At 61.0% G+C, this 16,325-nt stretch carries 11 protein-coding genes; 7 read left to right on the top strand and 4 right to left on the bottom strand.

From position 1 onward, the window contains the following. The first annotated feature begins 138 nt into the window (after positions 1-138). The 4 genes from xdhA to guaD all read left to right on the top strand — a co-directional run bounded on the left by xdhA (position 139) and on the right by guaD (position 6,266). Positions 139-1,587: a xanthine dehydrogenase small subunit gene (gene xdhA / locus AC3ZU9_RS07390; protein ID WP_320399704.1), complete on the top strand. Its 1,449-nt coding sequence runs from the start codon at positions 139-141 to the stop codon at positions 1,585-1,587. Next, positions 1,580-3,979: a xanthine dehydrogenase molybdopterin binding subunit gene (xdhB, locus tag AC3ZU9_RS07385; protein ID WP_490090500.1), complete on the top strand. Its 2,400-nt coding sequence runs from the start codon at positions 1,580-1,582 to the stop codon at positions 3,977-3,979. The genes xdhA and xdhB overlap by 8 nt, the downstream gene beginning before the upstream one ends. A gap of 117 nt (positions 3,980-4,096) precedes the next feature. Next, entirely contained in the window at positions 4,097-4,954 is an 858-nt protein-coding gene (gene xdhC / locus AC3ZU9_RS07380) for a xanthine dehydrogenase accessory protein XdhC (RefSeq protein WP_490090499.1), read from the top strand. Between the two features lie 7 nt (positions 4,955-4,961). Next, positions 4,962-6,266, top strand: a complete 1,305-nt coding sequence (guaD, locus tag AC3ZU9_RS07375) for a guanine deaminase (protein ID WP_490090498.1) — start codon at positions 4,962-4,964, stop codon at positions 6,264-6,266. Positions 6,267-6,392: 126 nt separating this feature from the next. On the opposite strand, the gene AC3ZU9_RS07370 is transcribed toward guaD, so the two are convergent. Further along, a complete protein-coding gene (locus tag AC3ZU9_RS07370; RefSeq protein ID WP_015885332.1) occupies positions 6,393-7,157 on the bottom strand; it encodes a GntR family transcriptional regulator in 765 nt (254 codons plus the stop codon). Between the two features lie 226 nt (positions 7,158-7,383). On the opposite strand from AC3ZU9_RS07370, the gene AC3ZU9_RS07365 reads away from it, so the two are divergent. After that, positions 7,384-8,574, top strand: coding sequence for a benzoate/H(+) symporter BenE family transporter (locus tag AC3ZU9_RS07365; RefSeq protein WP_490090497.1), 1,191 nt, complete (start codon positions 7,384-7,386; stop codon positions 8,572-8,574). 36 nt (positions 8,575-8,610) lie between these two features. On the opposite strand, the gene AC3ZU9_RS07360 is transcribed toward AC3ZU9_RS07365, so the two are convergent. Further along, positions 8,611-8,955: a YggL family protein gene (locus tag AC3ZU9_RS07360; RefSeq protein WP_015885334.1), complete on the bottom strand. Its 345-nt coding sequence runs from the start codon at positions 8,953-8,955 to the stop codon at positions 8,611-8,613. 237 nt (positions 8,956-9,192) lie between these two features. On the opposite strand from AC3ZU9_RS07360, the gene dacB reads away from it, so the two are divergent. Then, on the top strand, positions 9,193-10,653 hold the full coding sequence (gene dacB / locus AC3ZU9_RS07355; RefSeq protein WP_015885335.1) for a D-alanyl-D-alanine carboxypeptidase/D-alanyl-D-alanine endopeptidase: 1,461 nt from the start codon (positions 9,193-9,195) through the stop codon (positions 10,651-10,653). Between the two features lie 104 nt (positions 10,654-10,757). On the opposite strand, the gene AC3ZU9_RS07350 is transcribed toward dacB, so the two are convergent. Next, positions 10,758-13,154, bottom strand: coding sequence for a sensor domain-containing diguanylate cyclase (locus AC3ZU9_RS07350; protein ID WP_046036417.1), 2,397 nt, complete (start codon positions 13,152-13,154; stop codon positions 10,758-10,760). 140 nt (positions 13,155-13,294) lie between these two features. Then, positions 13,295-15,559, bottom strand: coding sequence for a bifunctional 23S rRNA (guanine(2069)-N(7))-methyltransferase RlmK/23S rRNA (guanine(2445)-N(2))-methyltransferase RlmL (gene rlmKL / locus AC3ZU9_RS07345; RefSeq protein WP_046036416.1), 2,265 nt, complete (start codon positions 15,557-15,559; stop codon positions 13,295-13,297). A 532-nt stretch (positions 15,560-16,091) separates the two neighbouring features. Here rlmKL and rmf point away from each other — a divergent pair. Next, complete coding sequence (rmf, locus tag AC3ZU9_RS07340) at positions 16,092-16,307, top strand: ribosome modulation factor (protein ID WP_002553055.1); 216 nt, start codon at positions 16,092-16,094, stop codon at positions 16,305-16,307. Positions 16,308-16,325: the final 18 nt, after the last annotated feature.

The raw sequence follows: 16,325 nt of genomic DNA, 5'->3' as shown, positions 1-16,325 counted from the left end.
GAAGACTGAACCATAATTGAAAGTGTTGTGACTGCATTTTCTTGACCCTTAAGTCAGAAAACCATTGACCGAAAAGTCAGACATGACTAGATTCGGCGCAAAGCGGTTAACAACAATAATGAGTCTGCGAGGCCTTCCGTGATCCAGTTTTTACTTAACCAGGAACTCCGTAGCGAGCACGCCCTGGACCCCAACCTGACCGTGCTCAACTATTTGCGTGAGCACCTGGGCAAATCCGGTACCAAGGAAGGCTGCGCGAGCGGCGATTGCGGTGCGTGCACTGTGGTGGTCGGCGAACTGCACACGGATGACCAAGGCACCGAGCAGATTCGTTATCGCAGCCTCAATTCCTGCCTGACCTTTGTGTCATCGCTGCACGGCAAACAACTGATCAGCGTCGAAGACCTCAAGCACCAGGGCCAACTGCACAGCGTGCAACAGGCCATGGTCGAGTGCCACGGGTCGCAATGTGGCTTTTGCACCCCCGGTTTTGTGATGTCGTTGTTTGCCCTGCAAAAGAACAGTGACGCCCCCGACAGCCAGAAAGCCCATGAAGCCCTGGCCGGCAACCTGTGCCGCTGCACCGGTTATCGCCCAATTCTCGCCGCCGCCGAGCAGGCCTGCTGCAACAAGCCCCAGGACCAGTTCGACAGCCGGCAAGCTGAGACCATCGCCCGCCTTAAAGCCATCGCACCGACGCAAACCGGTGAACTCAACAGCGGCGACAAACGCTGCCTGGTGCCGCTCACCGTCGCTGACCTGGCCGACCTCTACGACGCCTACCCGCAAGCCCGCCTGCTGGCCGGTGGCACCGACCTGGCGCTGGAAGTCACCCAGTTCCACCGCACGCTGCCGGTGATGATCTACGTCGGCAACATTGAGGAAATGAAGCGCATCGAACACTTCGACGACCGCCTGGAAATCGGCGCCGCCGCCGCCCTCTCCGACTGCTACAACGCGCTGCACCACGCCTACCCGGACTTCGGCGAACTGCTGCACCGCTTCGCCTCCCTGCAGATCCGTAACCAGGGCACCCTCGGTGGCAACATCGGCAACGCTTCGCCGATTGGTGATTCGCCGCCGCTGCTGATCGCTCTCGGCGCGCAGATTGTGCTGTGCAAGGGCGAGACACGCCGCACCCTGGCGCTCGAAGACTACTTCATCGACTACCGCGTCACCGCCCGCCAGGACAGCGAGTTCATCGAGAAGATCATCGTGCCGAAGGGCCACGCGTTGTTCCGTGCCTACAAGGTGTCCAAGCGCCTGGACGATGATATTTCCGCCGTCTGCGCCGCGTTCAACCTGAAGATCGACAACGGCGTGATCCGCGAGGCCCGCGTTGCGTTCGGCGGCATGGCCGCCACGCCCAAACGCGCCAAAAGCTGCGAAGCCGCGTTGGTCGGCGCCACGTGGAACAGCGCCACCGTGGAGAAAGCCTGCGCCGCCCTGGCCGAGGATTTCACCCCGCTGTCGGACTTCCGCGCCAGCAAGGAATACCGCCTGCTCAGCGCGCAGAACCTGCTGCGCAAATACTTCATCGAACTGCAAACGCCGCACATCGAGACTCGGGTGACCGCTTATGTCTAACCATCACGCCGTCGTTAAAACCCAGGCCGAGCTTACCGAGCTGTTCGCCCAGGACCTTACCTCCGGGGTCGGCCGCAGCGTCAAGCATGACAGCGCTGCCAAACACGTGTCCGGTGAAGCGCAGTACATTGATGACCGCCTGGAATTCCCCAATCAGTTGCACCTGTATGCACGCATGTCCGACCGCGCCCACGCGAAAATCATCAGCATCGACACCGCGCCCTGCTACGCCTTCGATGGCGTGCGCATTGTCATCACCCATGAAGATGTGCCGGGCCTGAAAGACATTGGCCCGTTGATGCCCGGCGATCCGTTGCTGGCCATCGACACCGTGCAGTTTGTTGGCCAAGTGGTGCTGGCGGTGGCCGCCCGCGACCTGGAAACCGCACGCAAGGCAGCGATGGCCGCGGTGATCGAATACGAAGACCTGGAACCGGTGCTGGACGTGGTCGAGGCCTTTCGCAACAAACATTTCGTGCTGGACAGCCACACCCATCAGCGCGGAGATTCGGCCGGCGCACTGGCGACCGCGAAACATCGTATCCAGGGCACTCTGCACATCGGCGGCCAGGAACACTTCTACCTGGAAACCCAGATTTCTTCGGTGATGCCCACCGAAGACGGCGGCATGATCGTTTACTGCTCCACGCAGAACCCCACCGAAGTGCAGAAGCTGGTGGCCGAAGTGCTGGACGTGTCGATGAACAAGATCGTGGTCGACATGCGCCGCATGGGCGGCGGTTTCGGCGGCAAGGAAACCCAGGCCGCCAGCCCGGCATGCCTGTGCGCGGTGGTGGCGCGCCTGACCGGCCAGCCGACCAAGATGCGCCTGCCGCGCGTCGAAGACATGTTGATGACCGGCAAGCGCCACCCCTTCTACATCGAATACGACGTGGGCTTCGACGATAGCGGCCGCCTGCACGGAATCAACCTGGAACTGGCGGGTAACTGCGGCTGTTCACCGGACTTGTCCAACTCGATTGTCGACCGCGCGATGTTCCACGCCGACAACTCGTATTACCTGGGTGATGCCACCGTCAACGGTCATCGCTGCAAGACCAACACCGCCTCCAACACCGCCTATCGCGGCTTCGGGGGCCCGCAAGGCATGGTTGCCATCGAGGAAGTGATGGACGCCATCGCCCGTCACCTGGCACTCGACCCGCTGGCGGTGCGCAAGGCCAACTATTACGGCAAGACCGAGCGCAACGTCACCCACTACTACCAGACCGTCGAGCACAACATGCTCGAAGAGATGACCGCCGAGCTGGAAGCCAGCAGCCAATACGCCGAGCGCCGCGAAGCCATCCGCCGGTACAACGCCCACAGCCCGATCCTGAAAAAAGGCCTGGCGTTGACCCCGGTGAAATTCGGTATTTCGTTTACCGCCAGCTTCCTCAACCAGGCCGGCGCGTTGATCCATATCTACACCGACGGCAGCATCCACTTGAACCACGGCGGCACCGAGATGGGCCAGGGCTTGAACACCAAGGTCGCGCAGGTGGTGGCCGAGGTGTTCCAGGTCGAAATCGACCGCGTGCAGATCACCGCCACCAACACCGACAAGGTGCCCAACACCTCGCCGACCGCGGCGTCCAGCGGTGCCGACTTGAACGGCAAGGCCGCGCAGAACGCCGCCGAAACCATCAAGCAACGCCTGGTGGAGTTCGCCGCCCGCAAATACGACGTGAGCGAAGCCGATGTGGAGTTCCGCAACGGTCATGTGCGAGTGCGTGAGCAGATCCTGTCCTTCGAGGCGCTGATCCAGCAGGCGTATTTCGCCCAGGTCTCGCTGTCGAGCACCGGGTTCTACAAGACCCCGAAAATCTTCTACGACCGCAGCCAGTCACGGGGTCGGCCGTTCTATTACTACGCGCTCGGCGCGGCGTGCTGCGAAGTGATCGTCGACACCCTCACCGGCGAATACAAGATGCTGCGCACCGACATCCTCCACGACGTGGGCGCCTCGCTGAACCCGGCCATCGACATCGGCCAGGTCGAAGGCGGTTTTATCCAGGGCATGGGCTGGCTGACCATGGAAGAGCTGGTGTGGAACAACAAGGGCAAGCTGATGACCAACGGCCCGGCCAGCTACAAGATCCCGGCAGTGGCAGACATGCCGCTGGACCTGCGGGTGAAGCTGGTGGAAAACCGCAAGAACCCCGAAGACACGGTGTTCCATTCCAAGGCCGTGGGCGAGCCGCCGTTCATGCTCGGGATTGCATCGTGGTGCGCGATCAAGGATGCGGTGGCGAGCCTGGGTGAGTATCGCCATCAGCCCAAGATTGATGCGCCGGCGACGCCGGAGCGGGTGTTGTGGGGTTGCGAACAAATGCGCCAATTGACTGTGGCGAAGGTGGTTGAGGCTGATACCGAGATGGCTTCGCTTTAGATCGAGGCGCCGCCATCGGGAGCAAGCCCCCTCCCACCTTTAGAACTGCGAATACATTCCAGTGTGGGAGGGGGCTTGCCTCCGATAGCGGTCTGACAGACACCACAAGAGGTGACTATGAACAATTGGATCAGCGCCCTCGCCGACCTGCAAAACAGCGGCGAACCCTGCGTCCTGGTGACCATCATCGAAGAGCTCGGCTCCACACCGCGCAATGCCGGTTCCAAGATGGTGATCAGCGCCACCCAGACCTTCGACACCATCGGCGGCGGGCACCTGGAATACAAGGCGATGCAGATCGCCCGCGACATGCTCGTGCGTGGCCAGCAGAACACCCACCTGGAGCGCTTCAGCCTGGGCGCGAGCCTGGGCCAGTGCTGCGGTGGCGTGACCGTGTTGCTGTTCGAACCCATGGGCCAAGTGCAAGCGCAGATTGCCGTGTTTGGCGCCGGCCACGTGGGGCGTGCGCTGGTGCCGTTGCTGGCAAGCCTGCCGTGCCGGGTGCGCTGGATCGATTCGCGTGACCAGGAATTTCCGGAACATATCCCGCAAGGCGTGCGTAAAATCGTCAGCGAAGAACCGGTCGACGAAATTGCCGACTTGCCGGTGGGCAGTTACTGCATCGTCATGACCCACAATCACGCGCTGGACCTCGAACTGACCGCCGCCCTGCTCAAGCGCAATGACTTTGCCTACTTCGGCCTGATCGGTTCGAAGACCAAACGCGTCAAGTTCGAACACCGCCTGCGCGACCGTGGTTTCGACGCCGCGCAATTGCAACGCATGCGCTGCCCCATGGGCCTCACCGAGGTGAAGGGCAAGTTGCCGGTGGAGATCGCCATCTCCATCGCCGGCGAAATCATCGCCACTTATAACGCGAATTTCGGCCAGCACACTGCCGGCGACGAACCCATTGCCAAACTGCTTGTGGCTTCGCGCCGCAGCCAAGCTTTGACTTCTTTTGCCAAGAATTGAGACGACCATGCCTTTGACCCGCAAAGCCTACCGTGCCGCCCTTCTGCACAGCCTCGCCGACCCCGCTGAAGTGGGCATCGAAGCCTCCTACGAGTATTTCGAAGACGGCCTGCTGGTCATCGAAAACGGCCAGATCAGCGCCGTCGGCCACGCCAGCGACTTGCTGCCGACCCTGCCCGCCGATATCGATATCACCCATTACCAGGACGCGCTGATCACCCCCGGCCTGATCGACACCCATATCCACCTGCCGCAAACCGGCATGGTCGGCGCGTATGGCGAGCAGTTGCTGGATTGGCTCAACACCTACACCTTCCCGTGCGAAAGCCAGTTCGCCAACAAGGCGCACGCCGAAGAAGTCGCGGATATTTTCATCAAGGAACTGCTGCGCAACGGCACCACCACCGCGTTAGTGTTCGGCAGCGTGCATCCGCAATCGGTGAATGCGTTTTTCGAAGCGGCCGAAAAGCTCGACCTGCGCATGATCGCCGGCAAGGTGATGATGGACCGCAACGCGCCGGACTATCTCACCGACACCGCCGAATCCGGCTATCAGGAAAGCAAAGCACTGATCGAGCGCTGGCACGGCAAGGGCCGCCTGCACTATGCGGTGACGCCACGCTTTGCGCCGACCAGCACGCCGGAGCAACTGGCGCTGGCCGGGCAACTGCTGGGCGAATACCCGGATCTGTACATGCAGACGCACATCAGTGAGAACAAGCAGGAAGTGGAATGGGTGAAGGAACTGTTCCCGGAGCGCACGGGCTACCTGGATGTGTACGACCACTACAAACTGCTGGGCGAGCGCTCGGTGTTTGCCCATGGCGTGCACCTGTGTGATGACGAATGCGCACGGCTGGCGGAAACAGGTTCGGCGATCGCGTTCTGCCCAACCTCGAACTTCTTCCTCGGCAGCGGTTTGTTCAACCTGCCGATGGCTGAGAAACACAAACTGAATGTGGGCCTGGGCACTGACGTGGGCGGCGGTACCAGTTTTTCGCTGCTGCAAACCCTGAACGAAGCGTACAAAGTCATGCAGTTGCAGGGTGCACGGTTGAGCCCGTTCAAATCGCTGTACCTGGCCACCCTGGGTGGCGCGCGGGCGCTGCGATTGGAAGACAAGATCGGTACGTTGCAACCGGGCACGGATGCGGACTTTCTGGTGCTGGACTACAACGCCACGCCGCTGCTGAGCTACCGCCTGAAGCAGGCGAAGAACATTGCCGAGACGTTGTTTGTGTTGATGACGCTGGGGGATGATCGGACGGTGTTGCAGACGTATGCAGCCGGGCAATTGGTGCACCAGCGCTAATTCCACAAACACCCCAAAACAAATGTGGGAGGGGGCTTGCCCCCGATAGCAGAGTGTCAGTCTCTGGATTAATTGACTGATGCACCGCTATCGGGGGCAAGCCCCCTCCCACATTGTTGGTCGTATTTACAGCTTGATGGAAGAGCGACCTGGCTTTTTCGTCTGCAACAAATGCGAGAACACCGCATGCAAATCATCCGACGCACTTTCCTCATCGAGGTTGAGCTTGCTGTCGATATGGTCCATGTGGTGCATCATCAGGTTCACCGCCAGCGCCGCATCCCGTGCTTCGATCGCATCGATCAATTGGGTGTGTTCATCGTACGAACAGTGCGAGCGGTTGCCGCTTTCGTACTGGGCGATGATCAATGAGGTCTGGGACACCAGGCTGCGCTGGAAGCTGATCAACGGCGCGTTCTTCGCCGCTTCGGCCAGCTTGAGGTGGAATTCGCCGGAGAGGCGGATACCGGCACCGCGATCGCCACGGGAGAAGCTGTCGCGCTCGTCATTGACCATCTGACGCAGCTCGGCCAGTTGTTCGGCCGTTGCGTGCTGCACCGCCAATTCAGTGATCGCCCGCTCCACCAGACGCCGCGCGAGGAACACTTGGCGCGCTTCCTCGACGCTCGGGCTGGCCACCACCGCACCGCGATTGGGCCGCAGCAACACCACGCCTTCATGGGCCAGGCGCGACAGGGCGCGGCGAATGATGGTGCGACTGACGCCGAAAATTTCGCCCAGAGCCTCTTCACTCAACTTGGTACCGGGTGCCAGGCGTTGTTCGAGGATCGCCTCGAAGATATGCGCGTAGACGATATCGTCCTGGGTTCCGCTGCGACCGGCCTTGCCGGCTCGCGGTTGTTTCTTGAGAGGTTGCAACTGTTCGTTCATGGGCACTCGGGTTTGGAGAACGGCGGCGAATTAACGGTAATACGGCAACGGCGTGTCGCTGGCAAGTATCACCTAAAAACAGGGCACATTGTACACAACCGGATGCGCCAACACACTGTACGGCTGTTTGCGGCGCCGGCTGTATTGCAATGACTTGTCAGGTTTGAGTTTAGGCTTGAATCCGTGCCGCCACCGGCAAACTTCCAGGTAAAAGGAACACCGCTCCATGACCGACGCCACCCAAGCGCCTTTGCGCCCGCTGGCCGACACTTCTGCGTCGGCCGTCGTCGCCGGCTTCATCGCCATGATGACCGGCTACACCAGCTCCCTGGTCCTGATGTTTCAGGCCGGACAAGCCGCCGGTTTGACCACGGCGCAGATTTCTTCCTGGATCTGGGCGATTTCCATCGGCATGGCGGTGTGCAGCATCGGCCTCTCGCTGCGCTATCGCACGCCCATCACCATCGCCTGGTCGACGCCGGGCGCGGCGCTGCTGATCACCAGCCTGGGCGGTGTGAGTTATGGCGAGGCCATTGGTGCCTACATTACGTGCGCCGTGCTGGTGACGATTTGCGGGTTGACCGGCAGCTTTGAAAAACTGGTCAAGCGCATCCCGGCATCGCTGGCAGCCGCCTTGCTGGCGGGGATTCTGTTCAAGATCGGCAGCGAGATCTTCGTCGCCGCGCAGCATCGCACCGGGCTGGTGCTGGGGATGTTCTTCACCTACCTGGTGATCAAGCGCCTGTCGCCGCGTTATGCGGTGCTGGCCGCGCTGCTGATCGGCACCGCCTTGTCGGGGTTGATGGGGCTGTTGGACTTCAGCGCTTTTCACCTGGAAGTGGCGACGCCGGTATGGACCACGCCACACTTCTCGTTGGCGGCGACCATCAGCATCGGCATCCCGTTGTTTGTGGTGGCGATGACGTCGCAGAACATGCCCGGCGTCGCGGTGCTCAGGGCCGACGGCTATAACGTGCCCGCCTCACCCTTGATCACCGCCACGGGCCTGGCCTCCCTGGTGCTGGCGCCCTTCGGCTCCCACGGTATCAACCTCGCGGCGATCAGCGCGGCGATCTGCACCGGGCCGCATGCCCATGAGGACCGCAACAAGCGCTATACCGCGGCGGTGTGGTGCGGGGTGTTCTACGGGATTGCAGGGGTGTTCGGCGCGACCTTGGCGGCCTTGTTCGCGGCCTTGCCCAAGGAACTGGTGCTGTCGATTGCAGCGTTGGCGTTGTTTGGCTCGATCATCAATGGCTGGAGTATCGCCATGAATGAGCCGAAGGAACGGGAAGCGGCGCTGATCACCTTTATGGTCACGGCGTCTGGCTTGACGCTGTTTTCCATCGGCTCGGCGTTCTGGGGGATTGTGGCGGGGGTGTTGACGCTGCTGATTCTGAATGGGCGCAAGGCATAAAAAAACGGCGACCCTGAGGTCGCCGTTTTTTTAGTATCACTTAGCCGCGTTGATCGGCTTTTCCGGATACCAAACGTCCAGCAGCGGGCTGACTTCAGCGCTTTTCAGTTCGCTGCGGCCTTTGAGCCAGCTTTCAACAGCTGCGCGCTGTTCTTCGTTGACCGAGCCACGCTTCTGCAGGCAAACCAGACCGAAGTCATCGCCGCCGACATAGCCCAGACCATTGGCTTCCATGGCTTCTTTGATGAATGCTTCGAGGAAAGCATCGGTAGCTTCTTCACTCAGGCCTTCGTTGAAGTCCAGGTTCAGTTCGAAACCCAGCTCTTGAAATTCATCAACGCACAGTTTTTTGCGCAGACGCTGGGAACGGTTAGTCGCCATTGGAACAATCCTCATAAGTAATAACGGGCGGCACTTTAGCAGTTTAAGGCGGCGATTGCCCGACTCTCTGGGACAGGCGGCCATTTAGCGGTAAAAAAAACGTCCATAACCCGCTATCGTTCAGCTACAAGTGGCTACGCCTTGGGGCATAATGCCGACACTTTCATGACCATTGAGGGATTTTCTTATATACCCCTCGCCTTTTTCACCCTCCTCAGCAGTAGGGTTTTACTTCTTATGATCAAATCTTTGCGCTCCGTACTACTCGCCGGTTTCCTCCTTCCACTGGCTTTTTCCACCTCCGCTGCCCCCGTCAATAACACCCTGCCACCGAATGTTCAGCAGGCGCTTGCGAAAGCCAAGCTGCAAAACACCGCGCTGTCCCTGGTGATGATCCCCCTGAACGGCCCCGGCACGCCGACCGTGTTCAATGCCGACGTGTCGGTGAACCCGGCCTCGACCATGAAGCTGGTTACCACCTATGCGGCCCTGGAAATGCTCGGCCCCAACCACCAGTGGAAAACCGAGTTCTACACCGACGGCACCCTCAGCGGTGGCGTGCTGCACGGCAACCTGTACCTCAAGGGCGGCGGCGACCCCAAGCTGAACATGGAAAAACTCTGGCTGCTGATGCGCGACCTGCGCGCCAACGGCGTGCAGCAGGTCACCGGTGACCTGGTGCTGGACCGCAGCTTCTTCAACCAACCGCTGTTGCCCGAATTCAATGACGATGGCAACGACGAGAACAAACCGTTCCTGGTCAAGCCGGACGCGCTGTTGGTCAACCTCAAGGCCCTGCGCTTTGTGACCCGCAATGATTCCGGCCGGGTGCTGGTGTCGGTCGAGCCGCCGATTGCGAGCATTCGCATCGACAACCAGGTCAAGGTCTCCAACGCCAAGCAGTGCACCGGCGACGTACGTTACAACCCGGTCACCGCCGCCGATGGCAGCGTGACGGTGACGGTCAGCGGCCAGTTGGCCGATGGCTGCAGTTCGCAGACCTATCTGTCGTTGCTGGATCACGCCACCTACACGGCCGGTGCCGTCCGGGCGATCTGGAAGGAACTGGGCGGTACCATCCAGGGCCGTGATATCCAGGCGCCGGTGCCCAAGGATGCCAAAGTGCTGGCTCGGGCGTTTTCGCCGGACCTCGCGGAAATCATCCGCGACATCAACAAATACAGTAACAACACCATGGCCCAACAGCTGTTCCTGAGCCTGGGTGCGCAGTTTCGCAACGATGCCGACGGCGACGATGCCAAGGCCGCTCAACGCGTAGTGCGCCAGTGGCTGGCGAAAAAAGGCATCACCGCACCGCACCTGGTGATGGAGAACGGCTCCGGCCTGTCCCGTGCCGAACGGGTCAGCGCCCGCGAGATGGCCGCCATGCTGCAAGCGGCGTGGAAAAGCCCTTACGCGGCGGAGTACATCAGCTCGATGCCGATTGCCGGCACTGACGGCACCATGCGCAAACGCCTGAAAACCACCGCCATGCGCGGCGAAGCCCACGTCAAGACCGGCACCTTGAACACCGTGCGCGCCATCGCCGGGTTCAGCCGTGACAACAACGGCAATACCTGGGCCGTGGTGGCGATCCTCAACGATCCGAAGCCATGGGGCGCTTCGTCGGTGCTGGATCAAGTGCTGCTGGATTTATATCGCCAGCCAAAGGCAGTGGCGGCCGCTCCGGTCCTCTGAAACCGAGTGAGCAACTGTGGTGAGCCCGCTCACCACCACAATCCAGTGCATCACACACAATCCCGAGCACCACAACAATCCCGCGCATCACACAACAGGCCCGGTCAGCAAACCGGGGGCGCTTCGACCCGGTCGCGGCCGCCCTGCTTGGCCACGTACACCGCCGAGTCGGCGCGCAGCAACAGCCCGTCGATACCTTCATCCACCCGCCAACTGGCCACGCCAAAGCTGGCGGTGACAATGCCGACCGGCTCCATCGGCGCACTGCGCAGCGACGCCCACAACTCCGTCGCCAGGCTGTAGGCCTGCTCGCCGTCCGTGTGAGGGCACAGCACCATGAATTCCTCACCGCCCAGGCGGCAGAACACATCGGTGCGGCGCAGGCGCTGGCTGATGCGTTTGCACAGCTCCTGCAACACCCCATCGCCAACAGCATGCCCGTGCTGATCGTTGATACGCTTGAAGTGATCGATATCAAGCATGATCACCGACAATGCCCCCGAGGTGCGGTTGAGCCTCACCATCTCGGCCTTGAGGCGATCCTGGAAATAGCGGCGGTTGTGGATGCCGGTCAATGAGTCGGTGATGGACAGCGCGCGCAGCTCTTCCTCCACCCGTTTGAGATCGGAAATATCCGACACGTAGCCATGCCACAACGTGCCGCCTGCGGGTAACTCTTCCGGCGTCGCCTCGCCACGAATCCAGCGCAGGCCGCGTTGCGGCAACTGCACCCGGTACTCCTCGCGCCAATGACTCAACTGCAATGCCGACAAGCGAATCGAGGCGCGCACCCGTTCCGCGTCCAGCGGGTGGATACGCTCGAAGACCTTCTTCGCATCCTGCTGCAACACACCGGGCTCGATTTCATAGATGTCGCGCATGCCATCGCTGGCGTAGATGAATTTCCAGTTGTCCTGGGGCTCCAGGGTGAACTGGAAGATTCCGCCGGGGACATGGGCGCTGAGTTTTTTGAGCAGGCGATCCCTGGCAGCCAAGGCCTCGTAAGCGCGCTTTTGTTCGGTGATGTCCAGGTAAATCGCCAGGTGACCGATCCACAACCCATGGTCGTCCAGCAACACCGTGGCCAACATGTTCACCGTCAACGGGCTGCCGTCTTGGCGGATCAGGGTCCATTCACGGGCTTCGTGCAGGTTGTCAGGGCTTTCCACCAGCATGGCCTGGCTCGCCGGAATACGCTTGCCCAAGGCCACACTCAAGCTGGCCGCACGCACTTCCAACTCCGTCGCCAGGTGCAGGCTTTCCAGGGTATATGTCCCCACCACGTGCTCGGCCTGGAACCCCAGCATCTGTTCCGCACCGGCATTGAAGGTGTTGATGATGCCGCGCAGGTCGGTGGCAATAATCGCCACCTGCGTGGCCGCGTTGAGCACGCTGCGCAACTGACCATGGGCACCGCGCAACTCCTGCTCGCGCAGACGCAGTTGTACGGTACGTTGCTCAACCAATTTCAACGCGCGCTGGCGTTGGCTCACCAGCATATAGAGCAAGGCGCTGAGCAGCAGGCTGAGCAGGCCGCCCATGGTCAAGACAGTGGACAGCGAAGAGTGGTTCGCTTGGTCGAACACCTGGCTCGGACGCAGGCTCAAGGCGTACACGTGATCGCCCAAGGTGAGACGACGCGCGCCGACCAGGTCACTGTCGGACACAACCGTGCCGGACTCGAAGAGCACGCGCTTTTGCAGGTCGGAGGTATCGACTATCTGCATCGTCAGGTTGTCCCGGTCGGGCTTGGGCAAACCGTCGGCCACCAGCTGGCGCATGCTGATCACCGCCATCACGTAGCCATAGGGCTCATTCTGGGACTGTTCGGATGTGGGCAGGCGGCTCACCGGCGCGACCAGTAAAACCCCGGTGGAATAAGCCGGCTCGACCCCCACTAATTGCATCGGCTGAGAGACCGCCAGCTTGCCGGTCTTCTGCGCACGCTCAAGGGCCGAGCGCCGCACCGGCTGGGCCAGCAGATCAAGGCCCAGCGGCGCGCCCAGCAAGCTTTGAGTCTGGCTGTACAGCACCGGCACGTATTCATCGCGCTCGGGCGCAGGCGCCAGTTCACCGGCCGAATTCAATTCACGGATAACAAAGGGTGTGCCGCGCTGGTCGGACACCGTCTGCTCAAATTGCTCGCGCTGCTCGCGATACACGCGGGGCGCCCAGGAGTAAGCACGGGCGCGCAACAACAATGGCAGGGCAAATCCATCAAACTCTTCGCGGGACACCTCGTCGGAATTGACGAAGAAACGCCGCAGGCTGTTGAGGCGTTGCTCCTGGTCTTCGAAGCGTTCCTGCAAGCGGGTATAACGTTCGTTGACCAGCAACTGAAAGCGCTGGCGCACCTGTTGCTGATAAAGGTCGGACGCGGCCCAGGCGACGATTGCCGTCAGGGTGAACCCTGCCAGCAACACCACCAATGCCACCAGCCAAGCCGACGCCTGCTCACTGATAAAGCCTAGGATTTTCGGGCGGACGGCTTGCAACGGCATAGGCAACACTCACAACGCCAGCGTGCGGGGGGTGTCACTTTGGCTAGGCCTTAAGTTATAGCTACCGACCCAGCGTTTGACCAGCGTAAAAAAGCCGCAAGGCCGGAATAATCCAGGCTTGCGGCTTTGGGTGACGGCGATCAGCGCGCGGTGATTTTCCACGCCCGGTGGATCTTCGCGTTACGCGCGAAATCCGGGTCGAGGGTCTTGTCGCTGATTTCCTCGACCGCATAGCGCTCGCTGAGGTTGTCCTCGAGCACAAACTTGCGGAAGTTGTTCGAGAAGTACAGCACGCCACCCGGCGCCAGGCGGGCCATGGCCAAGTCGAGCAACTGCACGTGGTCGCGCTGTACGTCGAAGATGCCTTCCATGCGCTTGGAGTTGGAGAAGGTCGGCGGGTCGATGAAGATCAGGTCGAACTCATCACGGCTGGCCTCCAGCCACGCCATCACGTCACCCTGCTCCAGACGGTTCTTGTCGGAGAAACCGTTGAGGGAGAAGTTGCGACGCGCCCAGTCCAGGTAAGTCTTGGACAAATCGACGCTGGTAGTGCTGCGCGCGCCGCCCTTGGCCGCGTGCACGCTGGCGGTGGCGGTGTAGCAATACAGGTTGAGGAAGCGCTTGCCGGCCGCTTCCTTCTGGATGCGCATGCGCATCGGGCGGTGGTCGAGGAACAGGCCGGTGTCCAGGTAGTCGGTGAGGTTGACCAGCAGCTTCACGCCGCCTTCGCTGACTTCAGTGAACTTGCCCTGGGCGCTCTGGCGCTCGTACTGCTTGGTGCCGCTCTGACGCTCGCGACGCTTGACCACCACACGGCTCTTGTCGATGTTCAGCGCCTGGGGAATCGCCGCCAAGGCATCGAACATACGCGCGGAGGCTTTTTCCGGGTCAATGGACTTCGGTGCGGCGTATTCCTGTACGTGGACCCAATCGTGGTACAGGTCGATGGCCATGGAATATTCCGGCATGTCGGCGTCGTACACACGGTAGCAATCCACGCCTTCACGCTTGGCCCACTTGCCCAGCAGCTTGAGGTTCTTCTGCAGGCGGTTGGCAAACATCTGCCCGCCTTCGCTCAGGCGCGCCTGCTCGACCACCGGTGCCGGGGCGGGTTTGATCGGGTTGCCGTTCTTGTTGTACTGACGCTCTTGCGGCTCGACCGGGGCTTGATCGTAAGCGGCTTGCTCACGCTCGGCCTGGCGCTGCTCCGGGGTGCGACGCTCGCCGGTGACAAACTGGTCAGGGTTGACCTTGATCAGCAGCAATTTGCACGGCAACGCGCCGTTCCAGAACGAATACTGTTTGTGACTGCGAATGCCCATGCGCTTGCCCAGATCCGGCGCGCCGGTGAACACCGCCGCCTCCCAGCCCATGCACGCCTGGCGCAAACGCTCGCCGAGGTTCTGGTAGAGGTACAACAGGCTGGCTTCATCACCCAGGCGCTCGCCGTACGGCGGGTTGCAGATGACCAGGCCTTTCTGGTTCTGGTCCGGGCGCGGCTCGAAGGTACCGACTTCGCCCTGGTACACCTTGATCCAGTGGCTCAGGCCGGCGCGCTCAATGTTGTTGCGCGCGGGTTGGATCAGCCGAGGATCAGCTTCATAGCCACGCACCCACAGTGGCGGCTTGTTCATGCCGATGGCCGCGCGCTCAGTCGCCTCAGTGTGCAGCTTCTTCCACAGCGCCGGGACGTGACCGAGCCAAGTGGTGAAGCCCCACAGTTCGCGATTCAGGTTGGGCGCCATGTCGGCAGCGATCATCGCGCCTTCGACCAGGAAGGTACCGACGCCGCACATCGGGTCGGTCAGCGCGCCGCCCTCGGCAGCAATGCGCGGCCAGCCCGAACGAATCAGGATCGCGGCGGCCAGGTTTTCCTTCAACGGTGCCGCGCCCTGCTGCAGGCGGTAGCCACGCTGATGCAGGCTGTGGCCGGACAGGTCGAGGGACAGGATGGCTTCGCCACGGTCCAGGCGCAGGTGGATGCGCAGGTCCGGGTTGATCTTGTCGATGGACGGGCGCTCGCCGGTCGGGGTGCGCAGCTTGTCGACGATCGCATCCTTGACCTTCAGCGCGCCGAAGTGGGTGTTGTCGATGCCAGAACCGTGGCCGCTGAACTCAACCGCCAGGGTGCCATCCGGCACCATGTGGTCGGCCCACTCGATATCCAGTACGCCGTGGTAGAGGTCTTCGGCGTCCTTCATCGGGAAGCGCTTAAGCACCAGCAGCACACGGTTGGCCAGTCGCGACCAGAGGCACAGGCGGTAGGCGGTTTCCATGTCGGCCATGCCGCGCACGGCCGAGGTGTGCTCGCGGGCTTCCTCAAGGCCAAGCCCGACGGCTTCCTCGATCAGCAGGCCTTCGAGGCCCTTGGGGCAAGTGAGGAAGAGTTCAAAACGGTCCGACATGGGGCAATCCAGGCTTTTCAGCAATAAATGAACGGGCGACGCATCGCCGGCTCGGTTTTCAATCAAGCACTTTTCTTGAAGAGTGCTCGCGTGGCACGAATGTGCCGTCCCACCCCGTCTAACGAGCCCTTGGGCCTTTATCGACGGGGCAGAGAGAGAATTTGCAGCAACAAAAAGAAATATTCCGACCCTTCGTCGAATAATAACCGACCGCAACGGGCGGACATTCTCACTAAAGGATTAAACCCATCCTCTTTGCAGGGTGCATCATAGCTGGCTTTGCCCAATAAAAGGGGCGAAAAGCCATCCCAGCTTATGGCTATAGCATCGTTATCGTTACGTGCTTATGACAAAACGATCATTGAATCCATGTGACCTATTGGTTAGAACTCAACACAGGTTGGCGCCGTAACGACGCCGACACCTAGGCTCGCCACGCCGGCAGCGAGCCCACCAACGGCAGAAAAACTCTGCCCGGCCTCAGACGAGGCCGAAGGATATCAAGACAGTCAACAAGTGAGGGAAACACCCTATGAGAAGACTTAAGCGTGATCCGTTGGAAAGAGCATTTTTACGCGGATATCAATATGGCGTTCATGGCAAATCCCGTGAGCTTTGCCCATTTACTCTACCGTCAGTACGCCAAGCCTGGATCAACGGCTGGCGAGAAGGACGCGGCGACAACTGGGACGGTATGACTGGCACTGCGGGCATCCACAGACTCAACGAACTTCACGCCGTCGGCTAATCAAGGGCAATAAATTCC

The sequence above is a fragment of the Pseudomonas sp. A39 genome (assembly GCF_058145955.1).
This window is presented reverse-complemented; position numbering and strand designations above follow the sequence as displayed.